Source organism: Achromobacter sp. D7-1, from assembly GCF_059760445.1.
In genome coordinates, this window is the sequence record NZ_JCBAMT010000001.1 from 205,992 (window position 1) to 230,908 (window position 24,917).

Genomic DNA, 24,917 nt, shown 5'->3' on the forward strand with positions numbered 1-24,917 from the left:
GCTGCGATCACGCCTCAGATTGCAATGGCGCGAATGGCGGCAAGGCCACCCCCAGCCTGCCGCTCCATTCGGCCATCTCAGCCTTGAGCGCCGGCGGCACCGGAATCCCCGTGGCCTGGCGCCGCGCCTGCGAGGCCAACTCGGGATCGCCCGGCATGCGTGGCGAGCCGGGCTGCGCCGCCAGTTCGACCGCCATGCCCGCCGCCACCGCGGCCAGCGCGGCGCCGCCTGCGAAGCGGACGGGATCGATGACGATGAAGAACGCCCCCAGTTCGCGCGGACGATCCAGCTGCTCGTACATGGGACCGATGTGCGGTCCGTGGGGATTGCCATTGAGCGGCCCACACAGCAGTTCAACCATCATCGCCAGGCCATAGCCCTTGTAGCCGTACTCGCCGCCCAAGGGCGTCAAGGCGCGGACGCGCGCAGCATCGGTCACGCCTTGCCCCTCGGCATCCAGCGCCACGCCCGCGGGCAACTCCGTGCCGTCGCGGCGCGCGTTCATGACGCGATTCCACGGGATTGAAGTCGTCGCCATGTCCAGGCACAGCGGCTCGCCGCCCAGCCTGGGAAAGGCGAAGGACACGGGATTCGTGCCGAAATACGGTTGCCGGCCGCCGAACGGGGCGGCGATTGCGTCGGAATGCGTGAAGGCGATGCCTATCAGTCCTTCCCGGGCTGCCGCGCGCGTGTACAGGCCGATGGCGCCGCAATGCGAAGAATCGCTGACGCCGACGGCGCCCACGCCAGCCTCGCGCGCCAGCGCCATCGCGGCCTCGTTGGCGCGGTGCGCGACCACGATGCCATGGCCCCTGCCGCCATGCGCCTGCGCGGTAGCCGGACCGCTCTGCTCGATACGGATGGCCGGCCGCGCCAGGATCGAGCCGTGGACGATCCGGTTCAGATAGTGCGGCAGCCGGGCGATGCCATGCGAGTCGATGCCCCATAGGCTGGTCTGCGCCAGGCTGGACGCCAGGCAAGCGGCGTCGGCGTCGCTGAAATCCAGGGCCTGCAAGCAGGCCTCGCCCCATTGCTGCCACTGCGCCGCGTCCACGCTTTCCTGGCCTGCCATGCTGCGCTCCTTGTGGATGCAGGCGGCATGCCGCCTGCGGTCATGCGGCCGGCGCGGATTGGACCGAACCTTCCCGTGCCTCGTCGCGCTCCAGGGCCTCCAGCGCGCCCAGCACGCCCAGCGTCCGCAGTCGCTCCAGATGCAAGGCCAACGCGTCGACGAAGACGGGCTTTCTGCCCAGGTCGCCGAAAACCGGCCGGAACCCGGCCAGCACCGTGGCCCGGCGATGCGCTGCCTGCGACGGCGACGAAGCCGTGGCGGCCACGTCGGCGCGCGCCAGCAGTTTGGCCAGCGCCCCGGCCAGCGGATCCTGGATGGAATAGGCGTTGCCCTGTTCGTCGTAGCCACGCAGGTAGTGCAGCCATGCGGCCACGGCCATGGCCAGCCGGCTGAAATCGTCGCCCCGCTGCTTGCGGTCACGGATGGCGGCGAGCAGGCGCTGCGGCACCTTCTGCGAACCGTCCATCGCGACCTGCCGGGTGAGGTGCGGCAGCGCCGGATTGGCCACGCGCGCCAGGAAGCGCAGGCGATACTCATCCAGCCCCGACTCCGGAACGCCGCGCAGCGTGGGCCCGAGTTCCAGCCGCATCATGTCGTCAACGTAGCGGCGCAGCGCCGGCGTCGCGGCGGCCTCGCTGTTGGTGCGCAGGCCTAGCATCGAACCCAGGTAGGCGAATGCGGAATGCGGCGCGTTGACCATGCGCAGCTTGAGGCGTTCGTAGGGCGCGGCGTTGCGCACGAAGCTTGCGCCTGCGGTGTCCCAGGCGGGCCTGCCGGCCGCGAACTTGTCCTCGATGACCCAGTTCAGGAACGGCTCCCCAACCACGGGCCAGGCGTCCTCGAAGCCCAGGCGGTCCGCCACGCGCGCGCGGTCTTCGTCCTGCGTGCCCGGCACGATGCGGTCCACCATGGAATTTGGAAACGTGCACTGGTTGTCGATCCACGCGGTCAGGCCGACATCGACCCGCAGCGCGAAGGCCAGCACCAGGCTGCGCAAGGTGTCGCCGTTGGCGTGCAGGTTGTCGCAGGACAGCAGCGTGACCGGCGGCAGGCCGCGCTCGCGCCGCAGCGCCAGGCCGTACACCAGCATGCCTATGGTGCTGCGCGGCCTGACCGGATGTTCCAGGTCGTGCGCGATGTCCGGGTCGTCCCAGCACAGGTGGCCGGTGGACGGTTCGTGGCTGTAGCCCTTCTCGGTGACCGTCAGGCTGACGATGCGGGTCTGGGCGGAGGCGATGCGCTCCAGTACCGCCTGGGGATCCTCCTCGGCCACCACGATGCGCAACACCGACCCGACCACCCGCAGCTGTTCCCGCGTCTGCCCATCCGGGCCGGCGTCGCGCAGCGCCAGGGTGTACAGGCCGTCCTGCGGCGTCAGCGCATCGCGCGTGGCCGGGCTGCGCAGCGAAACCCCCACGATGCCCCAGCTAAGATCCCCGCTGGCGGCCATGGCCAGGTCGGTCACGGCCGCCTGATGGGCGCGGTGGAAGGCGCCTATGCCCAGATGCACGATGCCGGGCGTGACCCTGCTGCGGTCATACGCGGGGGATTCCACATCCTCGGGTAGATGCGACAGTGACTCCGAGTTCAAGCGTTCGAGCATGGATTACCAGTGCCATAGTGCGCCATCATGCGCCTGCCGGTTGACCGGCAGGTAGGCGCGTTGGTAGGGATATCTGGCGGCGAGCTCTTCGTCGATGTCGACGCCATGGCCCGGCGCGTCGCCAGGGTATAGCATGCCCTGGTTGAAGGTGTAAGCATGGGGAAACACTGCGTCGGTTTCGTCGGTGTGCCGCATGTACTCCTGGATGCCGAAATTCGGCACCCACAGGTCGAAATGCAGGGCCGCCCCCATGCAGGCCGGCGACAGGTCGGTGGCGCCGTGGCAGCCGGTACGCACCTGATAGAGCGCGGCCAGATCGGCAATGCGGCGCAGATGCGTGATGCCGCCCGCATGCACCACCGTGGCGCGGATGTAGTCGATCAGCTGGTTTTCGATCAGGTCCTTGCAATCCCAAATGGTGTTGAAGACCTCGCCCACCGCGATCGGCGTGACCGTGTGCTGACGGATCAGCCGGAAGGCTTCCTGGTTCTCCGCCGGCGTGGCGTCCTCCATCCAGAACAGGCGGAATGGCTCCAGCGACTTGCCCAGGCGGCCAGCCTCGATGGGCGTGAGCCGGTGATGCACGTCGTGCAGCAGATGGGTGTCCCAGCCCACCGCATCGCGCACCCGCTGGAACAGGCGCGGCGCGTGGTCCAGGTACTTTTCCGTGGACCAGTCATGCTCGGACGGCAGCGAGCCGTCGGCGGGTTCGTAGAACATGCGGCCGCGCCCCACCCCATAGACCGAGTTCAGCCCCGGCACCCCGCTTTGCGCGCGGATGGCCAGGTAGCCCAGCTCGCGATAGCGCAGTACCTCGTCCACGGTTTCGTCGATGTCGCGGCCATTGGCGTGGCCGTAGACCATGACGCCCGAGCGGCTCTTGCCGCCCAGCAGCTGGTACAGCGGCATGCCGGCGGCCTTGGCCTTGATGTCCCACAACGCCGTATCCACGGCAGCGATCGCGGACATGGTGACCGGGCCGCGCCGCCAGTACGCGCCGCGGTACAGGTATTGCCAGATGTCTTCGATCTGCTGCGGGTCGCGGCCGATCAGGCAGGGAATCACGTGCTCGGTCAGGTAGGCCGCCACGGCCAGTTCGCGGCCATTGAGGGTGGCGTCGCCAATGCCATACAGACCTTCATCGGTTTCTATCTTCAAGGTAACGAAGTTGCGCCCGGGGCTGCAGACGATGACGCGCGCTTGGGTAATCTTCATGGATGGTCCTGTGGAATGCTGGAAACCCCTGGCCGACGCCGGGCGCCTACATCACCGCGCCCAGCTGCCAAGGCACGAACTCGTTCTGGCCGTAGCCGTGTTCCTCGCTGCGCGTGCGCCGGCCCGAGGCCGTTTCCAGCATCAGACGGAATATGCGCTCGCCCATCTGGGCCACGCTTTGCGCGCCATCAACCACTTCCCCACAATTGATGTCGATGTCGTCGGACTGCCGCTGCCACAGCGCCGTGTTGGTCGACAGTTTCAAGGAGGGCGCGGGCGCACAGCCGTAGGCCGAGCCGCGGCCGGTGGTGAAACAGATCAGGTTGGCGCCGCCGGCGACCTGGCCGGTGGCGGAAACCGGGTCGTAGCCCGGCGTATCCATGAACACCAGCCCGCGTTCGCGCACCGTCTCGGCATACTCATACACGTCGGCCAGACGGGTCGTGCCGCTCTTGGCGATGGCGCCCAGGGACTTTTCCAGGATGGTGGTCAGCCCGCCAGCCTTGTTGCCAGCCGAAGGGTTGTTGTCCATTTCGGCGTCGTTGCGGGCGCAGTAGTCCTCCCACCAGCGCAGCCGGGCCAGCAGCTTGGCCGCCACCTCGGGCGTGGCCGCGCGCCGGGTGAGCAGGTGCTCGCCGCCGTAGATCTCTGGCGTCTCCGACAGGATGGCGGTGCCGCCGTGGCGCACCAGCAGGTCCACGGCCGCTCCCAGCGCCGGGTTGGCGCTGATGCCCGAATAGCCGTCGGAGCCGCCGCATTGCAGGCCTACGGTCAGCTTGCCGGCGGGTACGGGCTGGCGGCGGACCCGGTCGGCCTGCGCCAGCATGGCCCGCACCAGCTCGATGCCGTGCTCCACCGTCTTGCGCGTGCCCCCGGTCTCCTGGATGTTGAAGGTGTGCAGCAAGCCGCTCTCGCGCAGCCCTTCCTGCTCCATCAGGCCGCCGATCTGATTGGTCTCGCAGCCCAGGCCCAGCACCACCAGGCCCGCGAAATTAGGATGGCGGGCGTAGCCGCCCAGCGTGCGGCGCAAGAGGCGCAAGGGTTCGCCTTCGCTGCCGGTGGCGCAGCCCGCGCCATGCGTCAGCGCCACCACCCCGTCCACGTTGGGATATGCGGCCAGCGCATCCGGATGGATGTCGCGGCGGAAATGATCGGCGATGGCGCGCGCGGCGGTGGCGGAACAGTTCACGCTGGTGAGGATGCCGATGTAGTTGCGCGTGGCGACGCGGCCGTCGGCCCGAACGATGCCGTCGAACTGCGCGGGTTTGTCCACGTAGTCGGTGGCGCGCGCGTCGGCCCCCACGGCGTAGTCGCGCTCGAAGTCGGAGAACTCCAGGTTCTGGGTATGGACATGCGAGCCGGCCGGGATGTCGCAGCGCGCCACGCCTATGACCTGGTTGTAGCGCCGCACCGGCTCGCCGGCGGCGATGGCGCGCGTCGCCACCTTGTGGCCAGGCGGCACCAACCCTCGCACGATGACGTTTTCGCCGGCCAGGCGCATGCCGCCGGCCAGTTGGCGCCTGGCGATCACCACGTTGTCCGCCGGGTGGATGCGTATGACCGCGGTATCGGTTTCTGACATGGAAGGCTCCTGGCGCGCTTGCCGCTAACCGTCGATCAGCGACGGATCCCAGGCGTGGACGCGCTGCCGCTGCTCGCCCAGGCCGGCAATGCCCAACCGCATCTCGTCACCCGCCTTCAGGTACACGGGCGCGGGCTTCTGGCCCATGCCCACCCCTGGCGGCGTGCCGGTGCTGATCAGGTCGCCCGGGTACAGCGTCATGAAGCGGCTGACGTAGGACACAAGCTGCGCCACGCCGAACACCATGGTGCGGGTGCTACCGTTCTGATAGCGCTTGCCGTTGACCTCCAGCCACATGTCCAGCGCCTGCGGCTCGGCGATCTCGTCGGCGGTGACCAGCCACGGGCCGACGGGGCCGAAGGTGTCGCAACCCTTGCCCTTGTCCCAGGTGCCGCCGCGCTCGATCTGGTACTCGCGTTCGGACACGTCGTTCACCACGCAATAGCCGGCCACGTGCTTCATGGCGTCGGCTTCGCTGACGTAGCGGGCCCGGTCGCCGATCACCACGCCCAGCTCGACTTCCCAGTCGGTCTTGACGGAGGCTTGCGGCAGCACCACCGGATCATTGCAGCCGACCACGGCCGAGGTGGGTTTCATGAAAATCACCGGCTCGGCCGGTACCTGCAAGCCGGACTCAGCCGCATGGTCGGCGTAGTTCAGGCCGATGCAGATGAACTTGCCCATGCCGCTCCAGGGCGGCGCCAGGCGGCCCGGGCGATCCACCAGCGGCAGGCTGGCCGGGTCCAGCGCGCGCAGCGGCGCCAGGCCGGCCTGCGTGAGCGTGGCGGCGGCAATGTCCGGCAGCACGGCCGACAGATCCCGCACCTGCCCATTGGCATCAAGCATGCCGGGCTTCTCTGCGCCTTTCGCGCCATAACGCAACAATTTCATCGCATGTTCCTCGTGTGTGTCGTAGATGTTCAGTTCGACCAGCCGCCGTCGATGACCTGGGCGGTGCCGGTGGTGAAGGCGGACTCGTCGCTGGCCAGGTACAGCGCCAACAAGGCGATTTCCTCGGCGCTGCCGATGCGGCCCATGGGTTGGCGGGCAACGAAGGCGGCCTCGACGGCGGCCAACGTCTGTCCGCCAGCGCTGGCCTGCGCCTCGATGCGCTGGCGCAGCGAAGGCGATTCCACCGTGCCCGGGCAGATGGCGTTGCAGCGTATGCCCTGGCCCACGTAGTCCGCGGCCACCGACTTGGTCAGCCCGATCACCGCCGCCTTGGTGGCGCCGTAGACGCAGCGGTTGGGCGCGCCCTTGATGCTGGACGCCACCGAGGCCATGTTGACGATGGAGCCGCCGCCGCGCGCCAGCATGCCGGGCAGGCAGGCGCGGATCATGCGGTACATGGACTTCACGTTCAGCTCGAACGAGAAGTCCCAGGCCTGTTCATCGCAGTCCAGGATGGTCCCGGCATGCACGAAGCCGGCGCCGTTGAACAGCACGTCCACCGGCCCGGCCTCGGCGACCAGCGCGCCGATCGCGGCGGCGTCAGTCACGTCCAGCGCACGGCGCCGGCATCCCGCCAGGGTCTCGAGCGCCCCGCCGTTGATGTCCAACGCCAGCACGTCGGCGCCTTCGCGGGCATAGACCTCGGCCACGGCGCGGCCTATGCCCTGGCCTGCGGCGGTGACGATGGCGGTCTTGCCTTGCAGTCTTCCGGTCATGACGATTTCCTCTTTACTTGGCCATGCCCATGACGGTGGGCAGCCAGAGTGTGATCTGCGGGATATAAGTAATGGCGATCAGCGCCGCGAACAGCGGCACCAGCCAGGGCAGGATGGCGACCGTGGTCCGTTCCACCGACAGCTTGGAAACGCGCGCCAGCACGAACAGCACCATGCCCATGGGCGGATGCAGCAGGCCTATCATCAGGTTCAGCGTCATGATCAGGCCGAAATGGATCGGGTCGATGCCGAGCTTGAGCACGATGGGCAGCAGGATAGGCACCAGGATGGTGATGGCGGCGATGGTGTCGATGAAGCAGCCCACGATCAGGATCAGCACGTTGGCCATCAGCAGGAATACCCACTTGTTCTGCGTCACGCTGAGAATGCCGTCGGTCAGCGCCTGGGCGGCCTGGGTGGTGGTCAGCAGCCACGCGAACACCGAGGCGGCGGTGACGATGAACAGCACCGAAGCCGTGGTCTCTATGGTGTCGAAAGTGGCTTTGGCCAGGGTCCGCAAGGTCATGGAGCGATAACGCACCAGCCCCAGGAACAGCGCCCATATCACCGCGGCCACGGCGGCCTCGGTGGGCGTGAACCAGCCCAGCGTCATGCCCCCGATCAGGATGACGGGCGCCATCAGCGCCATCACCGCCGAAAAGTTGTAGCGCCAGTCCAGCGCCAGCAACACCGCGAAGGCGATGCCCGCGGCCAGATTGGCCGACACGCCCGCCTCGGTCATGAGCCAGATCGCCAGCGGGAACGCCAGCACGATGCCGACTTCCAGCCCGGCTGCGCCCAGCCGCTTCCAGTCGAAAGACACATCGCCGCCCCAGTTGTTGCGGCGCGCGTAGTAGGCCACGGTCAGCATCATCAGCACGGTCAGCACCGCGCCGGGGATCAGGCCCGCCAGGAACAGCGAACCGATGGATACGTTGGCCATCATGCCGTAGATCACGAAAGGCAGCGACGGCGGGATGATGGGGCCCAGCGTGGCCGAGGCGGCCGTCACGCCCACCGCGAACTCGGTCTCGTAGCCGTGGTCCTTCATGGCCTTGATCTCGATGGTGCCCAGGCCCGCGGCGTCGGCGATGGCGGTGCCGGACATGCCGGCGAACACCACCGAGCCGATGATGTTCACCTGCCCCAGCCCGCCGCGCATCCAGCCCACCAGCGCCACGGCGAAGTTATAGATGCGGCCGGTGATGCCGGCGATGTTCATCAGGTTACCGGCCAGGATGAAGAACGGCACGGCCAGCAGCGGGAAAGACTCTACGCCCGCGATCATGCGCTGCGCCACCACCACGTCGGGCACGCTGCCCGAAATCAGCACGAACAGCAGCGACGCGCCCGCCATGGCCACCGCCACCGGCAGGCCGAAGATCATCAACAGCAGAAAGGTTCCGATCAGTATGCCCATGTCTCGCTTCCGGTTGTCGTTGTCGGGTTCCGGGGCTGCCCCGGCTAGTCCTGCGACTCGTAGGCCGCGGGGTTTTCCAGGATGGAGTAGCCCTGGCGCCAGTTGCGCGCCGACACCTGCACCGAGCGCAGGAACATCAGGACGAACCCCGCCAGCGCCATCCAGTAGACGTAGGCCTTGTTCCAGAACAGCGTGGTCATGGGCTCGTCGCCCACCAGCACGATGTAGCGGTAGGTGAGCCATACCGCATAGCCGAAGAATGCCGTGCGCAACAGGTCGATGATGGTGGCCAACGCCCGGCCGGCGGGACGCGGCAGATAGCGATAGAGGAAGTCCACCTGGATGTGGCGGCAGGCCCGCACGCACATGGCCGAACCAATGAACACCACGCCGATCAGGCAATAGACGGCAAGTTCCTCGGTCCAGGCATAGGAATCGTTCAGCACATAGCGCGAAAAGAACTGCAGGAAGACCAGTAGCGCCATGACCCAGAAGATGCCCAGGCAGATCCAGTCCTCGGGCTGGTAGCCAGCCAGGCTGACCTCGTGCTGGTCGGCTTCCTCGAAACTGTGGACGATTTCTTCCGCCGTGGCGGGCGGCTGGTGCCCGGCGGGATGGACAGGGTTGTTGCTGGCGGCCGCCATGACGGCGGCCTTGGCATCTGAATGCATGGCGTTCCCCTTGTGCGGAATCGGACGGGTCGCTGCGGGGCCGCGCTGACGGCCCCGGGTGCGCTTACTTCACGGCCTGGATCCGTTCCCAATCCGATTTTTCGTAGCCGTACTGCTTGAACGGCACCTTCTCCAGCACGGTGTCGCGGAAATCCGCGACGTTCACTTCCGCCACGTTCAGGCCGCGCTTGCGGAACACCTCGACCATCTTCTTCTCGCTTTCGGCGACCTCGGCGGACGCCTTTTCCGCCGCCTGCTGCGCGACTTCGGAGAAGATCTTCTTGTCCTCGTCGGACAGGCTCTTCCACAGCTTTCCCGAGATGACCGTGTTCAGGTGATCGACGATGTGGCCCGTGAGGATGATGTTCTTCTGCACTTCGTAGAACTTCTTGGCCTCGATGGTCGTCAGCGGATTCTCCTGCGCTTCCACGGTGCCGTTCTGCAAGGCCAGATAGACCTCGGCAAAGGCGATCGGCGCGGTGTTGGCGCCGCAGGCGCGCGGCATGGCCAAATAGGCAGCCACGTCGGGCACGCGGATCTTCAGGCCCTTCATTTCGGAACACTTGGTGAAGGCGCGGTTGGAGGTGGTCTGGCGCGTGCCGTAGTACGTGGTGGCGACGATGTGGTTGCCGCTCTTCTCGTCGTAGCCGCGCGTGAGCTCTTTGTAGATGTCGCTCTTGGTGTAGGCGATCAGGTGCTCGGGATTGCGGAAGATGTAGGGGTAGTAAGTGACGCCGATGCGGGGAAAGCTCTTGGCCGCGAAGCTGGAGCCCGAGATGATGATGTCCACCGTGCCCAGGGTCAGGCCCTGGTTGATGTCGTTTTCCTTGCCCAGCTGCGAGGCTGGGTACACGTCGATCTGGTAGCGGCCGTTGGTGCGTTTGCCGATTTCCTGCGCCGCCCAGACGGAAGCGGTATGGAAGGGTTCGGATGTCTCGTACACGTGGGCCCACTTGAGCTTGGTCTGCGCCAGCACGCTGCCGCTGGCGGCGAGCGCCAGGGCGGCAACCAGCGCCTTGACGGCGTTGCCTAGGTTCATGTCGTCTCCTCGTTGTTTTTTGAATGCCCGGCGTGGCGGCCCATGGTGGACCGCCAGCGGTTCATGCTTCAACTACAAGTTGCACCTTGGTACTGCGACTGCGATCCGCCGCCAGCTCGAAGGCCTCGAATGCCTGCGACAACGGCAACTGCGCGCTCATCAGGGGTCGCACGTCCACCTTGCGCGTACGCAGGTAAGAGACCGCCCAATCGAACTCCACGCCCGCGCGGAACGCGCCGACATAGTCGAGCTCCCGCGCCATGATGTTGTTGGCCGGAAACGCGATGCCCTCGGCCGGCAGCGTTCCCACTTGCACGATGCGGCCGCCGCGCCGCGTCGCCGTCAGGCAGGTCGCCAGCGCCGCCGGGCTGCCGGCGGCCTCGATGCTGATGTCGGCGATATCGGCCAGATCGGTGGGCGCGAGCAGGTCGCTGCGCATGGCCTCATCGGCGCCGACCTGACGCGCCATGTCCAGCGGCCGGTCGGCCACGTCCACCACCGTCACGCGCGCCGCGCCCGCCAGTCTGGCTGCCAACACGGTCATGCAGCCTATGGTGCCGCCCCCCGTCACCAGGACATGCTTGCCCATCATCGGCCCAGCCCGGTTGACGCCGTGCAGGCCGATGGACAGCGGCTCGGCACAGGCGATCTCGCCCAGCGAGACATCCTCTTCCGGCACCGGCGTCAGTTGCCGCTCGCCCATCACGAAACGCTCGCGGAACATGCCTTGCACATGCGGATAGAGGCTGGCGCTGCCGAGAAAGCGCATATTGCGGCAAAGATTGTCGCGGCCGGCGCGGCAGTAATCGCAGCCGCCACAGGGATGAGAGGGATTGATCGCAACCTTCATGCCCGGCGCCACCGAGCGCACGGCCTCGCCGGTGCGCAGCACCACGCCCGAGGCCTCGTGCCCAGGGATGAGAGGCTCGCGGATGACGAAGGCGCCCACGCGGCCATGCAGGAAATAGTGCAGGTCGGATCCGCAGATGCCCGCCGCCCCAAGCCTCAGTTCCACCTCGTGCGGCGCCAGCGGCGCGACTTCGTCCGGTTCCAGGCGCAGGTCGCGCGCCCCGTGGATGCGACAGGCCAGCGTCATGGCGATTTTCTCCTGGTCATTCCGAACGGGGGGCACCGGCGCGTGATGCTCATGGTGTCGTCTGCTCCCGGCTGGCTAGCGGTTGGCCGGGAGCGTCTGCGCCGGGCCAGCTTGCGGTAAGGCGGTCATGCGAGCAGGCCAGATGATGATGCATGGCGGCGCGCGCGCCGCGGTCGTCGCCGGCGCGAATGGCGTCGATCACCTTGCGATGCTCGGCAATCGCGGCCGCCCAACTGGAAGGATTTTCGAAGTAGTCGCCCAGCTTCACGGACAAGGGGTTGTGGCGCTCGTCGAACAGTTCGCTCACCACGCGCACCAGCACGGCATTGTTCGCCATCTCGGCGACGCGCAGATGGAACAGCCGGTCGCCGCGGATCGGCACGTTGCCGGCCAGCGCCTCGTCTTCCATGGTGCCGACGGCTTCGGCCAAACCATCCACCAGCGCGGGGGAGTTGCGCAACGCGGCCTGCGCGGCCAGTTCGCCTTCGATCACCTGGCGGGCGCGTATGGTTTCCAGCGGGCTCTCGGCCATCAGGCTGGCGCGCGGCCCCCCGGCCAGGCTTTGCACATAGACGCCCGAGCCCATGCGCACTTCCACCCAGCCTTCGACCTCCAGCGCGATCAGCGCCTCGCGTACCGAAGGGCGCGACACGCCCAACTTGAGCGCGAGATCGCGCTCGGGCGGCAGGCGCGCGCCGACCGGAAACTCGCCCGTCTCGATCAGCAAGCGGAGCTGGTCGGCGATCTGGCGGTACAGGCGGCGAGGTTCGATGGTCTGGATCGGCATGGACTGGATGGAAAATTCAGGCCAAAAGGTAAAGTGGCCTTACCAATTGACCAAATCTTGCGCCGCTCCCGCATGCGTCACAATTAGGGTTTGCCCAAAGATCCACGCGATGGCTTCGCGGGCAATGCATATCTGTTAAAAAGCCGCCACACCCAGCCCACTTTCAGCATCCATGTCACACAATCCGCATCACTCGCCCTACAAGAGCACAGGCGGCCTGCGTCGCATCCTCAATGCGCTGCGCTACTCCCTGCAGGGCCTGAAGGCCGCCATCAAGTACGAGGCGGCTTTCCGCCAGGAACTGGCGCTGGCCGTGCTGATGATTCCGGCCGCGTTCTTCCTCGGCCGAACCACGGTCGAAGTGTTTTTCCTGATCGGCACGGTGATCATGGTGCTGGCGGTGGAGTTGCTGAATTCCGCCATCGAAGCGCTGGCCGACGCGCTTTCGGTCGAATCGCACCCGCTCCTGGGCCGCGCCAAGGACCTGGGCAGCGCCGCGGTGATGCTGCTGCTGATCTTCGCCGGGACGGTCTGGGTGGGCGTGGCCATCAGCCGTTTCGTCATGCATTGACACGGCTAGTCATCTCCGGGGAGATGCGCCGCTATTTATACTGGGAGCCATGATGCCTAGATCGACGCCCAATTCTTCTGAGCGCATTGTCATCGTCGGCGGCGGCGCCGGCGGCCTGGAATTGGCGGCCAAGCTGGGCCGCGTGCATGGCCGGCAGCACATCACGCTGGTCGACAGCCGCCCCTTCCATATCTGGAAGCCCTCGCTGCATGAGGCGGCCGCGGGCACCTTGGACATCCACCAGGAAGGCCTGTCCTACCTGATGCTGGCCCATATGAACGGGTTTTCGTTCGCGCAAGGCCGCCTGGAACAGGTCGACCGCGAGCAACGCCGCATCACCCTGGACGCGGTGAACGACGCGCAGGGCCAGGAAGTCCTGCCGCGCCGCGAACTGGCCTACGACACCCTGGTGCTGGCGATGGGCAGCACCTCCAATTTCTTCAATACCCCCGGCGCGGCCGAACACGCGGTGACGCTGGATTCCACCGAAAACGCCGAGCAATTCCGCCTGACCATGCTCAAGGCCATGGCGCTGGTGGACCAGGCCAAGGTGCGCAACCCCTCGGCCCGGCTGGATCTGGTGATCGTGGGCGGCGGCGCCACCGGCGTCGAACTGGCGGTGGAACTGGTCGAGGCCAGCCACGTGGTCAGCGCCTACGGCCTGCCCAATTTCCAAGCCGAACGTGACCTGGCCATCACCCTGGTCGAGGGCGCGCCGCGCATCCTGTCGGCCCTGCCCGAAAAAATCTCAGTGGCGGCCACCAAGCGGCTGACCGAGTTGGGCATCCGGGTCGAAGCCTCCTGCAGGGTCTCGGAAGTCACGGCCGACAGCGTCAAGACGGCCGATGGCCGCGAATTCCCCGCCCAGCTCTGCATGTGGGCCGCCGGCATCCAGGGTCCGGCCCTGCTGGCCGACCTGGGCCTGCCGCTGAACAAGGTGGGCCAGCTGGAAGTGAACGAACGGCTGGAAACCGCCGATCCGCACATCCTGGCGCTGGGCGACTGCTGCGCCGCGCCCTGGCGCGACGGCCGCAGCGTGCCGGCCCGCGCGCAGGCCGCGCACCAGGAAGCCGACTACCTGGCCAAGAAGCTCACCGCGCGCCTGCGCCACGCGGCCGAGCCCACCGCGCCCTATTTCTACGAGGACCACGGTTCGCTGGTGTCGCTGGGCCAGGACGCCGGGGTCGGCAGCCTGATGGGCAAGCTGGCGGGGCGGGGACTGTTCGTAAGCGGTACACTGGCACGCCTGATGTACATGAGCCTGCACCTGATGCACCACAAGGCGGTGCTCGGCATCTCGCGTACCGCCTCCCTTGCCCTGGCCCGCCTGCTCATGCGGCGCACGCGCCCGCGGGTCAAACTGCACTGAACTCCCATGAATTTCCTGCAAAAACTCGAACACGCCTGGACCACCAGCAACTCGCTCCTGCAAGTCGGGCTGGATCCCGATCCGCAGCGCTTCCCGCGCGAATTGCAGGACAAGCCGGACGCTATCTTCCAGTTCTGCCGCGACATCGTGGACGCCACCGCGCCCTACGCCTGCAGCTTCAAGCCGCAGATCGCCTACTTCGCCGCGCACCGCGCCGAAGACCAGCTGGAAGCGCTGTGCCAGCACATCCGCGAGAAGCATCCGGACCTGCCCATCGTGCTGGACGCCAAGCGTGGCGACATCGGCTCCACCGCCGAAAACTATGCCCGCGAAGCCTACGAACGCTACCAGGCGCATGCGCTGACCGTCAGCCCCTACATGGGCCTGGACTCGGTCGAGCCCTACCTGGCGTGGCGCGACCGCGGCGTGATCGTGCTGTGCCGCACCTCCAACCCCGGCGGCTCGGACCTGCAATTCCTGAAGATGGACAATGGCGAGCCGCTGTACCTGCACGTCGCGGGCCTGGTTGCCGACAAATGGAACGCCAACGGCCAGTGCGGCCTGGTGGTGGGCGCGACCTTCCCGAATGAGCTGGCCGCGGTGCGCGAGCGCATCGGCGACGCGGTGCCCCTGCTGGTGCCGGGCATCGGCGCCCAGGGCGGCGACATCACCGCCACCGTGAACGCAGGCGCCAACGCGGCCCGCAGCGGCATGATGATCAACTCTTCCCGCGCCATCATCTACGCCAGCGGCGGCGACGACTGGCGCGAAGCCGCCGGCACGGCGGCCAAAGGCCTGCGCGACGCGATCAACGCGGTGCGCTGATCCGGCGGGGGGCTTGCCCCCCTGCCGCGGAAATCCTTGCTTCAGCGCCGGTTGACCGGCGCTCCCAACAACTCCAGCAGGCCACGCAGCGCATAATCCACCGCTGCCTGGCGCACTTGCGCACGGTCGCCCGGGAACACGTGGGTGACGGCGCGGCTGCTGATGCCCTCGCCCGCACGCAGCGCGAAACCGAAGCACACCATGCCCACCGGCTTGCCGGGTGTGGCCCCGCCAGGACCGGCAATGCCGGTCGTCGATACCGCCACATGCGCAGCGGGGGACGCCAACAGCACGCCATTGGCCATCTCCAGCGCCACCGGTTCGCTGACGGCGCCGAAGTGGTGCAAGGCGTCGGGCGACACGTCCAGCTCGGAGACCTTGGCTTCGTTGCTGTAGGTGACGAAGCCGCGCTCGAACCAGTCGCTGGAACCCGCCACCGCGGTCATCGCGCCGGCCAGCAGGCCGCCGGTGCAGGATTCGGCCGTGCCCAGCATCCAACCCTTGCGCCGCAGCGTTTCGCCCAGCCTTTCGGCCAGCGCCAGCGACGTGGCCTGCGCCAGTTGCCCGGCCGACAGATTCGGCCGGCTGCCTTCTTGTTGTCCGCTCATCCCAAGACTCCAGTGCGCACGACCAGCGCCATGACCAGCAAGGCGTATGCGGCCGCCACGATATCGTCCCACATCACGCCGAAACCGCCCTTGATGTGGGCGTCGAAGAACTTGATGGGAGGCGGCTTGACGATGTCGAACGTGCGGAACAGCACGAACGCCAGCGCCTGCGACAACCAGCCCGCTGGCGTCAGCCAGAGCACCAGCCAGAACGCCACCATCTCGTCCCAGACCATTCCGACATGATCCGACTGCTGGAGTTCACGGCCGACGCGATGGCAGGCCCAGCATCCGTACAAAAAAGCCAGCGCCAGGAACACGCCGATTGCCAGGTCCGATGCGGCGGGCGCGGCGGCGACCCAGATCGTCCAGGCCAGCAGCGTGCCCCAGGTGCCCGAGGCCGGCCGGATCAGGCCGCTGCCGAAGCCGAAGGCAATGAGCCTCCCCGGATCCCGGCAGACCCAGGACAACGGTGGATATGCGGTCCGGGCGCGGTCGCGCATGGAGGTGGGACGATTGTCGGTCGCGGACATGGGGGGTGAGGGTTGGAACGCGGCGGATCAAGCCGCGGGAAAGTGATCGAAACCCGCCGGCAACTCGGCCAGGGGCTGGCCCTGGCTGTCCAGCACGGACAGGCCGGGCTGCGCCTGGGTCTGCCCCACGCGGGTGACGCGCGCGCCGGCCGACGCCGCCGCGGCCAGCACGGCCTCGCGCCGGGAGACGGGCGCGGTGAAGCATAGCTGGTAGACGTCGCCACCGCCCAGCACCGCGCGGCGCAGCGGCGCATCTTCCAGGGACGCCAGGGCGGCTGCCACGGGCATCTGCGCGTAATGCAGCGTGGCGCCCACGCGGCTGGCGGCCAGGATGTGGCCCAGGTCCTGCAGCAGGCCGTCGGAGAGGTCAATGGCGGCATGGGCGACGCCGCGTAGCGCCATGCCCAGCGTCACCTGGGGCTGCGGCCATTCGAGGGCGCCACGGGTCGCCGCGAGCAGCGCGGGGTTGGCGGGGTACTGCCCGTCCAGCAGGCGGTAGGCGACGTCAGCCGCCCCCAGTTCGCCCGATACCCAGATGTCGTCCCCAGCGCGCGCGCCGTCGCGGCGCAGGGCCTGCCCGGCGGGTACTGCGCCGAACACGGTGACGCTGATGGCAAGGTCATGCGCGCTGCGGGTGGTGTCGCCGCCGATCAGCGGGCAGTCGTGAGCGCCGGCCAACGCATGGAAGCCTTCGGCGAACGCCGCCAGCCAGGGCTCGTCCAGCCGCGGCAAGGCCAGGCCCAGCACGCAGCCGATGGGACGGGCGCCCATGGCGGCCAGGTCGGACAAGTTCACCGCCAGGGCCTTGTGTCCCAGCGACTTCGGATCGACATCAGGAAAGAAATGGCGGCCTTCCAGCAGCAGGTCCGTGCTGGTAGCCACCTGCTCGCCGGGCGGGACGGGGAACAGGGCGCAATCATCGCCCACGCCCAGCAGGCCGGCAGGGGCCGCGCGGGTGAAATAGCGCGCGATCAAATCAAATTCGGACGCCAAGGCAACTCCGCAGTCCGGCGCAGCTGGCCGGCATTGAAACCCACGGGGGCTTGCCGCCCCCACAAATCATGCGGCGCGCCCCCGCACAACCAGAGGGGCCACCCGCGACACCAGTCGCAAGAAACAGGTGCTCCCCCAATCCGGGCCGCGCGGATCCGGCTCCGCCGGTCCGCAGCGGCGCCCCCCTGGGGGGGAAGCGCGCAGCGCTTCGGGGGGGGAAGACTACCTCTTGTTGACTTCGTTCGCGCGCACGTCGGCCGCCAGCTTGTCGAGCACGCCGTTGACGAACTTGAAGCCGTCGGTGCCGCCGAACGACTTGGCCAGTTCGACGGCTTCATTGATGGCGACCTTGTACGGCACTTCGACGTGATGGATCAGTTCGAAGCTGCCGATCAGCAGGATGCCATGCTCGACTGGCGACAGTTCGGCCAGCGGACGGTCGACATAGGGCGTGAAACGCTGACGCAACGCAGGCGCTTCGCGCAGCACGCCATGCAGCAAGGTCTTGAACCACTGCGCGTCGGCCTCGGAAAAGTCCTCGGTGTCGCGCAGATGGGCGTCGATCTCGCCGGCGTCCTGCGTGCCTTCGCCGCCGCGCAGCAGCCACGCGTACACGCCCTGCAGGGCGAACTCGCGGGCGCGGCGGCGCGCGCTGCGCGCGTTGGCGCGGGCTTGCGCCGCGCTATCAGCGCTGGTCGTCGTCTTCTTCGTCGTCAAAATCTTCGTCCTCGTCTTCGTCGTCTTCGTCTTCTTCCTCGGGCTCCAGGGCCGCCACCAGGTTGGCCATTTCAACGGCCACCTGGGCGCAATCGCGGCCCTTGCCGGCGGCGCGCGCCTGCGCCTGCTCGTCGGTGTCGACGGTCAGCACGCCATTGGCGACGGGGATGCCGGTTTCCAGGGAAATACGGGTGATTGCAGTGGCCATTTCATTGCTGACCACTTCAAAGTGATAGGTCTCGCCGCGGATGACCGCGCCCAGCGCGATCAGGGCGTCGAATTCAAACGTTTCAGCCATGTGGGACAGGGCCACGCCCAGTTCCAGGGCGCCCGGAACGGTGGCGACCATCACGTCGCGCTCGTCCACGCCCAGTTCGGCCAGTTCCTTCAGGCACGCTTCGAGTTCGGCCTGGCCGATTTCCTCGTTGAAGCGGGCGCGTACGATGCCGATGTGCAGCCCTTCGCCGTTCAGGTCGGGGGTAAGGATGTAAGGGTTCATATGTCGGCCTTCAGTGTGTTGCGGGAGTATTCGGAGGGTCGCAATCGTAACCCGTAATGGTGAGCGAGAAGCCCGCCATGCTGGGCATCTTGCGCGGCCGGGCCAGCAGCTTCATCTGGCCCACGTTCAGGTCACGCAGAATCTGGGCGCCTATCCCGTAGGTACGCAGGCCGTAACGGTCGGCGTTAGCCGGGTTGGCCTGGGCCTTCGGGTCATTCCAGCCGGCAATCTGGCCGAACAGGTGCTCCGTGGACGATTGGCAATTCATCAGCACCAGCACCCCGGCAGGCGCAGCCGCAATCGCTTGCAGGGCCTGCGCCACGCCCCAGCTGTGCGGGCTGGCGCCGGTGTCCAGCACGTCCAGCACGGAGGCCGGTTCGTGCACGCGCACCAGCGTTTCGGCATCGGGAGTCACGTTACCATGCACCAGCGCCAAATGGGCGGAGCCGGTGGCGGCGTCTTCGTAGGCCACGGCCTCGAACTCGCCCCAGGCCGTCTGCATGGTGCGCTTGCCCACGCGCTTGACGATGGATTCGTGTTCGCTGCGGTACTGGATCAGGTCGGCGATGGTGCCGATCTTCAGGCCGTGCTCGCGGGCGAACTGCACCAGGTCCGGCAGGCGGGCCATGGTGCCGTCGGGCTTGAGGATTTCACAGATCACGGCGGCGGGCGTCAGGCCGGCCATGGCGGTCAGGTCGCAGCCCGCCTCGGTGTGGCCGGCGCGCACCAGCACGCCGCCGGGCACCGCCCGCACCGGGAAGATGTGGCCGGGCTGGACCAGGTCCGCGGGCTTGGCGTCGCGCGCCACCGCCACCTGGATGGTGCGGGCGCGGTCGGCGGCCGAAATGCCGGTCTCGACGCCTTCGGCGGCCTCGATGGACTGGGTGAAGTTGGTGCCGTAGCGCGTGCCGTTGCGGGCCGCCATCAGGGGCAGGTCCAGCTGGCGGCAGCGCTCTTCGGTCAGGGTCAGGCAAACCAGGCCGCGGCCATGGGTCACCATGAAGTTGATGGCTTCGGGCGTGACGAATTCGGCGGCCATGACCAGGTCGCCCTCGTTTTCACGGTCTTCCTCGTCAACCAGGATGACGATGCGGCCGGCGCGCAGCTCGGCGATGATTTCGGCAACCGAAGCGATACCGAAGGATTCCGGCTCGGAGCCGGGCAAAGGGGACAACTGGACGGACATGGCGGGCACGTAAACCAGGCGGGAAAGCCCGGATTTTACCGCCCCTGGAGGCGGAACCCCTATCCGACCCTGCAGGCCCCGCCCGGCGGGGGCCTCCGGTAAACTTTCGCCCGGAGACCACCCCTTAAAAACCGAGCCAAGGAAACCCCACATGCAAGCCCTTGCGGCCATGCCTTTGACCGTCGCGGCGGCCGTCCGCGTCGTGCTGACCGACATCGACGACACCCTGACCACCGAGGGCCGCCTGCCGGCGGACGCCTACTTGGCGCTGGAGCGCCTGGAGCAGGCCGGCATCCAGGTCGTGCCCATCACCGGCCGCCCGGCCGGCTGGTGCGACCATATCGCCCGCATGTGGCCGGTGCGCGCCGTGGTCGGCGAGAACGGCGCGTTCTACTACGCCTATGACCGCCAGGCCCGACGCATGACCACCCACTACTGGACCGACGCCGCCTCGCGCCAGGCCAGCCGCCGCAAGCTGGACGCCATCCGCGACCGCGTCCTGGCCGAAGTGCCCGGCGCCGCCGTGGCCAGCGACCAGGATTACCGCGTGGCCGACCTGGCCATCGATTTCTGCGAGGACGTGCCGGCCCTGCCCGATGCCGCCATCAGCCGCATCGTCCAGATCTTCGAGCAAGCCGGCGCCCAGGCCAAGGTCAGCTCCATCCATGTCAATGGCTGGTTCGGCGACTACGACAAGCTCACCATGACGCGCACCATGTTCCAGCGCGAGTTCGGCACGGACGTGGCCAACGCCCTGGACAGCACTCTGTTCATCGGCGACTCGCCCAACGACGAGCCCATGTTCGCTTACTTCCCGATTTCGGTCGGCGTGGCCAATATCCAGGCCCAGCTGCACCGCCTGACGCACCGCCCCGCCTTCGTCGCCGCCTTCCACGGCGGCGCGGGCTTCGTCGAAATGGCCGACCGGCTGCTCGCCGCGCGGTCCACCCCAGCACAGCCGGCCTGAGGTCCGCACACCGTGGCGACATCCCCTTCCGCTTCCTCCCCGGCCGCCAACGACGGCCGCCGCAGCATCCAGTCGATCGAGGTGGGCGTGCCGCTGCTGGCCGCCCTGGTCGACGCCGGCAAGCCCCTGACCCTGCGCGACCTGGCCGCGGGCGCCGGCATGACCTCGGCCAAGGCGCACCCTTACCTGGTCAGTTTCATCCGCGTCGGCCTGGTGCAGCAGGACGCCATCACCGGCCAGTACGAGCTGGGCCCCTTCGCCCTGCAGATGGGGCTGGTGAGCCTGCAACGCCTGGACCCCGTGCGCGTCGCCATGCCGGAAATCGCCAAGCTGCAATCGGAAATCGGCCATACCCTGGGCATCGCCGTGCTCGGTTCGCACGGCCCCACCATGATCCACATGACCGAAGCCAGCTACCCGGTCCACGTGAACATGCGCAAGGGCACGGTGATGTCCATGCTGCACACGGCCACCGGCCTGGTGTTCGCGGCCTGGCTGCCGCCCAAGGTCAGCGAGCACTACATCGCGCGCGAGGAAGGCGACACCGCCGTCATCGCCAGCACGCCGCCCCCGCGCAAGGCCTCCCGCGCCAACATCGAGGCGCAGCTGGCCGACATCCGCGTGCACGGCATGGCGCGCGCGCTGGGCAACCCGCTGCCGGGCGTGGACGCGCTATCGGTGCCGGTGTTCGACAACACCGGCAATATCGTCCTGGCCCTGACCAGCCTGGGCCCCACCGGACTGTTCGACGTGGCCTGGGACGGCGCCATCGCCCGGCCGCTGCTGGCTTGCGCGCAGGAAATCTCGCGCAAGCTCGGCTACCGCAGCTGATAGGTTGAAATTCGCGCAAAAACGAACATAAATCGAAAAAAACGAACAAAAGCCGAAAAGAAACACAGGGACTTTCCCGAGTGCGTCCCCTCCTCTTCCATGTTTGAATTCAGGTTGAATTAAGTGACACGTCACACAAACAAAGAAAGAGGAGACACAAGATGCAAGCTCTGCGCCTGCTTCAGGCGGCCACGTTGGCCGCCTTCGCCCTGGGTGCGTCCGCCGCGCAAGCCGCCGACGCCTGCTCCAACCGCGGCGACCTGGACCAGATGTACTGCGACGCCAACAAGGACCTGGTGGCCGACACACCCACCGATCCGGCCAAGCTGAAGACGCCGTCCACCCTGGTGTTCACCTACACCCCGGTGGAAGACCCGGCGGTCTACGAAGACATCTTCAAGCCCTTCACCAAGCACCTGTCCGAATGCACGGGCAAGCGCGTGGTGTTCTATCAGGTGCAAAGCAACGCCGCGGAAATCGAGGCCATGCGCTCGGGCCGCCTGCACGTGGGCGGCTTCTCGACCGGCCCCACTGCCTTCGCCGTGAACATCGCGGGCGCCGTGCCGTTCGCGGTCAAGGGCTACGCCGACGGCTTCCAGGGCTACAACCTGATCGTCATCGTCAAGAAGGACAGCCCGTACCAGAAGCTGACCGACCTGAAGGGCAAGAAGCTGGCGCACACCGCGCCTTCGTCGAACTCGGGCCACATGGCGCCCGTGGCGCTGTTCCCCAAGGAAGGCTTGACCCCCGACAAGGACTACAAGGTCATCTTCTCCGGCAAGCACGACCAGTCCGTCATGGGCGTGAACTCCGGCGACTACGACGCCGCCGCCGTGGCCTCGGACGTGTTCAAGCGCATGGTCGAACGCGGCCAGGTCAAGGAAGCCGATTTCCGCGTGATCTACAAGAGCGAGAAGTTCCCGACCTCGTCGTTCGCCTACGCGCATGACCTGGAACCGAAGTTCCGCGACCAGATGCTCAAGTGCTTCTACGACTACCGCTTCCCGGCGGAAATGTCGAAGGCCTTCGACGGCGCCGACCGCTTCTATCCGGTGACCTACGAGAAGGACTGGGCCATCGTGCGCCAGGTCGCCGAATCCGGCGGCGAAAGCTTCAACCGCGCCGCCTACGACCGCGAATCCGCCAAGAGCAAGAAGTAATTCCGTATGACGACGTCGCTACGCATTTCCGGCCTGGTGAAGGAATACCGGGCCGGCCGGCCGGTACTCAACGGCATCGACCTGCAGATCGCGGGACAGGGGCTGACCGCCATCATCGGCCCCTCAGGCACCGGCAAGAGCACGCTACTGCGTTGCATCAACCGGCTGATCGAACCCACCAAAGGCGAGATCGTGCTGCAGTCGCAGGATGGATCCGTGGACCTGGCCCGCGTGCGTGGCGCGTCGCTGCGCCGCGCGCGCCGCCGCATCGGCATGGTGTTCCAGGAATACAACCTGGTCGAACGCCTGACGGTCATGGAAAACCTGCTGACCGGACGGCTGGGCTACACCTCCGCCGTGAAGGCGTGGATGCGCCGCTTCGAGCCCGAGGACATCCAGCATGCCTACAAGCTGCTGGACACCGTGGGCCTGGCAGGTTTCGCCGATCAGCGCGCCGACGCGCTGTCGGGCGGCCAGCGCCAGCGCGTGGGCATTGCCCGCGCGCTGATGCAGCGCCCGCAGTTGCTGCTGGCCGACGAGCCCACCTCCTCGCTCGATCCCAAGACCTCCGTCGAGATCATGGAATTGCTGTCCGAGCAGGGCAGCGCCACGGGCATCCCAGTCATCGTCAACATCCACGACGTCGAACTGGCGCGCCGCTACGCTACCCGCATCGTCGGCATGTCCGGTGGACACGTGGTCTATGACGGCGACGGCCAGGGGCTGGACGCCGCCATGCTCAAGACCATCTACGGAGGCGAGTCTTGGCTGGAATGATCCCCCCCCAAGGCGCCCGCCCCTTCGCCATGTCCGGGCGCGCCAAGGCCGGCGTGCTGTTGCTGCTGGCCTATACGCTGTATGCCGGCGCGCAGCTGGACTTCAGCTGGGCGCGCTTTGAAACCGGCATGGGCCACGCGTCCACGTTCCTGGCGCGCATGTTCCCGCCCAACTTCGAAAAGCCCGCCACCTTGTGGAAGGGCATCGCGGAGAGCCTGGAAATCGCCGTGCTGGCCTCGGTGCTGGGCATCCTCATCGCCCTGCCCATCGGCCTGCTGGGCGCGCGCAACATGATGCCGACCTGGGTATCGTGGCCCGCCCGCGCCATCGTGGCGCTGTGCCGCGCGCTGCACCCCGTCATCGTCGCCATCCTGTTCGTCAAGGCCGTGGGCTTCGGCGCGCTGGCCGGCATCCTGGCGCTGACGGTCGCGTCGGTCGGCTTCATCGGCAAGCTGTTCACCGAAGCCATCGAGGAAATTTCGCTCAAGCAGGTAGAAGCGGTGCGCGCCACGGGCGCGTCGTTCGCCAACGTGATCATCTTTGGCGTGCTGCCGCAGGTGTTCGCCCGCTTCATCGGCTTTGCGACTTACCAGTTCGACTCCAACCTGCGCAACTCCACCATGGTGGGGATCGTGGGTGCGGGCGGCGTGGGCGGCACGCTGTTCTCGGCGTTCCAGCGCTTCGACTACGACTTCGTCAGCGCCATCCTGCTGACCCTGATCGCCATCATCATGCTGGGCGAAATCCTGGCCGGCTTCGTGCGCGCCGTGTTCCTGGACAACCTGGGCTTTGACCGCATCCTGCAAGGCCGCTTTGCCGGCGCGCGCGGCATCGGCAGCAGCGCCACGCCAGTCAAGCGCCGGGCGGAGGTGGACGAATGAACGTCCATGCCTCCACCTTGAATCCGGCAGGCTCGCCGCGCGTCTGGCAACGCTACAGCATGGGCCAGCGCCTGTTGCGCTTCGCGCTCTACCTGCTGGTGGTCGCGGCCATCGTGCAGGCGATCCGCGGCGTCGAGGTCATTCCGGAGTTCCTGTACGACGCGCCCGAGCAGATGGCCGATCTGTTCCGGCGCATGTGGCCGATAGACTGGGCCTACTACCCGGAAGGCGTGCATGGCGCGCTGATCGAGACGCTGCACATCGCCACGCTGGGCACCATCCTGTCCGTGGTGATGGCGGTGCCGGTAGGCCTGCTGGCGGCCAACAACCTCACGCCCAGCAAGACCGTCAACATGCTGGCCAGGCTGATCCTGGTATCCAGCCGCTCGGTCAACTCGCTGGTGTGGGCGCTGCTGTTCATCGCCATCTTCGGGCCGGGCGCCCTGGCCGGCACGCTGGCCATCGCCTTCCGCTCCATCGGTTTCGTCGGCAAGCTGGTGGGCGAAGCCATCGAGGAAGCGCAGCGCGGCCCGATCGAGGCCGTCACCGCCACCGGCGCCAGCAAGGCATCCGTGATCTGGTACGCCTACTGGCCGCAGATCCGCCCCGCCTTCTGGTCCATCGTGCTGCTGCGCTGGGACATCAACGTGCGCGAATCGGCCGTGCTGGGCCTGGTGGGCGCCGGCGGCATCGGCATGGCGCTGGACACGGCGCTGAACCTGTTCCAGTGGGACCGCGTGGCGCTGGTGCTGGCCGCCATCTTCGCCGTGGTCGTGGTGGCCGAGATCATCATTACCCAAGTCCGCAAACGCATCCTCTGACGCGTCCGCGGATTTCTACAGCGTTCC

The 24,917-nt window shown here is 67.3% G+C and carries 26 protein-coding genes; 9 read left to right on the top strand and 17 right to left on the bottom strand.

Annotated elements, in window-relative coordinates:
* Positions 1-7 precede the first annotated feature (7 nt).
* From AC6LKD_RS00965 to AC6LKD_RS01015, 11 genes are all read right to left on the bottom strand, one after another.
* Entirely contained in the window at positions 8-1,072 is a 1,065-nt protein-coding gene (locus tag AC6LKD_RS00965; protein ID WP_498114772.1) for an Ldh family oxidoreductase, read from the bottom strand.
* Between the two features lie 40 nt (positions 1,073-1,112).
* Complete coding sequence (locus AC6LKD_RS00970; RefSeq protein ID WP_498114773.1) at positions 1,113-2,675, bottom strand: mannitol dehydrogenase family protein; 1,563 nt, start codon at positions 2,673-2,675, stop codon at positions 1,113-1,115.
* Positions 2,676-2,678: 3 nt separating this feature from the next.
* Complete coding sequence (gene manD, locus AC6LKD_RS00975; protein ID WP_498114774.1) at positions 2,679-3,890, bottom strand: D-mannonate dehydratase ManD; 1,212 nt, start codon at positions 3,888-3,890, stop codon at positions 2,679-2,681.
* A gap of 46 nt (positions 3,891-3,936) precedes the next feature.
* Positions 3,937-5,472 (bottom strand): UxaA family hydrolase, encoded by a 1,536-nt coding sequence (locus AC6LKD_RS00980; RefSeq protein WP_498114775.1) that lies wholly within the window; start codon positions 5,470-5,472, stop codon positions 3,937-3,939.
* Between the two features lie 24 nt (positions 5,473-5,496).
* Positions 5,497-6,363: a fumarylacetoacetate hydrolase family protein gene (locus AC6LKD_RS00985; RefSeq protein ID WP_498114776.1), complete on the bottom strand. Its 867-nt coding sequence runs from the start codon at positions 6,361-6,363 to the stop codon at positions 5,497-5,499.
* Between the two features lie 29 nt (positions 6,364-6,392).
* Positions 6,393-7,139: an SDR family oxidoreductase gene (locus tag AC6LKD_RS00990; protein WP_498114777.1), complete on the bottom strand. Its 747-nt coding sequence runs from the start codon at positions 7,137-7,139 to the stop codon at positions 6,393-6,395.
* Between the two features lie 13 nt (positions 7,140-7,152).
* Positions 7,153-8,559 carry a TRAP transporter large permease gene (locus AC6LKD_RS00995; RefSeq protein WP_207470582.1) on the bottom strand — a complete coding sequence of 469 codons (1,407 nt, stop codon included), beginning with the start codon at positions 8,557-8,559 and terminating at the stop codon, positions 7,153-7,155.
* A gap of 44 nt (positions 8,560-8,603) precedes the next feature.
* On the bottom strand, positions 8,604-9,230 hold the full coding sequence (locus tag AC6LKD_RS01000; RefSeq protein WP_498114778.1) for a TRAP transporter small permease: 627 nt from the start codon (positions 9,228-9,230) through the stop codon (positions 8,604-8,606).
* A 64-nt stretch (positions 9,231-9,294) separates the two neighbouring features.
* Positions 9,295-10,269 (bottom strand): sialic acid TRAP transporter substrate-binding protein SiaP, encoded by a 975-nt coding sequence (locus AC6LKD_RS01005; protein WP_013396154.1) that lies wholly within the window; start codon positions 10,267-10,269, stop codon positions 9,295-9,297.
* A gap of 61 nt (positions 10,270-10,330) precedes the next feature.
* Complete coding sequence (locus AC6LKD_RS01010; RefSeq protein WP_498114779.1) at positions 10,331-11,365, bottom strand: L-idonate 5-dehydrogenase; 1,035 nt, start codon at positions 11,363-11,365, stop codon at positions 10,331-10,333.
* A 49-nt stretch (positions 11,366-11,414) separates the two neighbouring features.
* Complete coding sequence (locus AC6LKD_RS01015) at positions 11,415-12,152, bottom strand: FadR/GntR family transcriptional regulator (protein WP_013396156.1); 738 nt, start codon at positions 12,150-12,152, stop codon at positions 11,415-11,417.
* Between the two features lie 172 nt (positions 12,153-12,324).
* Here AC6LKD_RS01015 and AC6LKD_RS01020 point away from each other — a divergent pair, with 172 nt between their 5' ends.
* Genes AC6LKD_RS01020 through pyrF form a run of 3 tightly spaced genes read left to right on the top strand, consistent with a single transcriptional unit; the run spans position 12,325 to position 14,917 of the window.
* A complete protein-coding gene (locus AC6LKD_RS01020) occupies positions 12,325-12,723 on the top strand; it encodes a diacylglycerol kinase (protein WP_013396157.1) in 399 nt (132 codons plus the stop codon).
* Positions 12,724-12,772: 49 nt separating this feature from the next.
* A complete protein-coding gene (locus AC6LKD_RS01025) occupies positions 12,773-14,092 on the top strand; it encodes an NAD(P)/FAD-dependent oxidoreductase (RefSeq protein WP_498114780.1) in 1,320 nt (439 codons plus the stop codon).
* Between the two features lie 6 nt (positions 14,093-14,098).
* Positions 14,099-14,917, top strand: a complete 819-nt coding sequence (gene pyrF, locus AC6LKD_RS01030) for an orotidine-5'-phosphate decarboxylase (RefSeq protein WP_013396159.1) — start codon at positions 14,099-14,101, stop codon at positions 14,915-14,917.
* A gap of 41 nt (positions 14,918-14,958) precedes the next feature.
* On the opposite strand, the gene AC6LKD_RS01035 is transcribed toward pyrF, so the two are convergent.
* The 6 genes from AC6LKD_RS01035 to ribBA all read right to left on the bottom strand — a co-directional run bounded on the left by AC6LKD_RS01035 (position 14,959) and on the right by ribBA (position 19,453).
* A complete protein-coding gene (locus AC6LKD_RS01035; protein ID WP_498114781.1) occupies positions 14,959-15,525 on the bottom strand; it encodes a CinA family protein in 567 nt (188 codons plus the stop codon).
* Positions 15,522-16,028, bottom strand: a complete 507-nt coding sequence (locus AC6LKD_RS01040) for a phosphatidylglycerophosphatase A family protein (protein WP_498114804.1) — start codon at positions 16,026-16,028, stop codon at positions 15,522-15,524. Before AC6LKD_RS01040 ends, AC6LKD_RS01035 begins: the two co-directional genes overlap by 4 nt.
* Positions 16,029-16,085: 57 nt before the next feature.
* The gene (thiL, locus tag AC6LKD_RS01045; protein ID WP_498114782.1) at positions 16,086-17,051 is read right to left on the bottom strand and encodes a thiamine-phosphate kinase; all 966 of its coding nucleotides are present in this window, start codon (positions 17,049-17,051) and stop codon (positions 16,086-16,088) included.
* A gap of 222 nt (positions 17,052-17,273) precedes the next feature.
* Positions 17,274-17,768, bottom strand: coding sequence for a transcription antitermination factor NusB (gene nusB / locus AC6LKD_RS01050; protein WP_013396163.1), 495 nt, complete (start codon positions 17,766-17,768; stop codon positions 17,274-17,276).
* A complete protein-coding gene (ribH, locus tag AC6LKD_RS01055; protein ID WP_006391339.1) occupies positions 17,737-18,267 on the bottom strand; it encodes a 6,7-dimethyl-8-ribityllumazine synthase in 531 nt (176 codons plus the stop codon). The genes nusB and ribH overlap by 32 nt, the downstream gene beginning before the upstream one ends.
* A 10-nt stretch (positions 18,268-18,277) precedes the next feature.
* Positions 18,278-19,453, bottom strand: coding sequence for a bifunctional 3,4-dihydroxy-2-butanone-4-phosphate synthase/GTP cyclohydrolase II (gene ribBA, locus AC6LKD_RS01060; RefSeq protein ID WP_498114783.1), 1,176 nt, complete (start codon positions 19,451-19,453; stop codon positions 18,278-18,280).
* Between the two features lie 151 nt (positions 19,454-19,604).
* Between ribBA and AC6LKD_RS01065 the strand changes: the two genes are divergently transcribed.
* The 6 genes from AC6LKD_RS01065 (at position 19,605) to phnE (AC6LKD_RS01090) (ending at position 24,890) form a co-directional block, all read left to right on the top strand.
* The gene (locus AC6LKD_RS01065) at positions 19,605-20,420 is read left to right on the top strand and encodes an HAD-IIB family hydrolase (RefSeq protein WP_498114784.1); all 816 of its coding nucleotides are present in this window, start codon (positions 19,605-19,607) and stop codon (positions 20,418-20,420) included.
* Positions 20,421-20,432: 12 nt separating this feature from the next.
* Entirely contained in the window at positions 20,433-21,251 is an 819-nt protein-coding gene (locus AC6LKD_RS01070; protein ID WP_013396166.1) for an IclR family transcriptional regulator, read from the top strand.
* A gap of 161 nt (positions 21,252-21,412) precedes the next feature.
* Entirely contained in the window at positions 21,413-22,411 is a 999-nt protein-coding gene (phnD, locus tag AC6LKD_RS01075; RefSeq protein WP_013396167.1) for a phosphate/phosphite/phosphonate ABC transporter substrate-binding protein, read from the top strand.
* A 6-nt stretch (positions 22,412-22,417) separates the two neighbouring features.
* Positions 22,418-23,188, top strand: a complete 771-nt coding sequence (gene phnC, locus AC6LKD_RS01080) for a phosphonate ABC transporter ATP-binding protein (protein ID WP_013396168.1) — start codon at positions 22,418-22,420, stop codon at positions 23,186-23,188.
* Positions 23,185-24,069, top strand: a complete 885-nt coding sequence (gene phnE, locus AC6LKD_RS01085; RefSeq protein WP_041654340.1) for a phosphonate ABC transporter, permease protein PhnE — start codon at positions 23,185-23,187, stop codon at positions 24,067-24,069. The genes phnC and phnE (AC6LKD_RS01085) overlap by 4 nt, the downstream gene beginning before the upstream one ends.
* Entirely contained in the window at positions 24,066-24,890 is an 825-nt protein-coding gene (gene phnE / locus AC6LKD_RS01090; protein WP_498114785.1) for a phosphonate ABC transporter, permease protein PhnE, read from the top strand. The genes phnE (AC6LKD_RS01085) and phnE (AC6LKD_RS01090) overlap by 4 nt, the downstream gene beginning before the upstream one ends.
* Positions 24,891-24,917 lie beyond the last annotated feature (27 nt).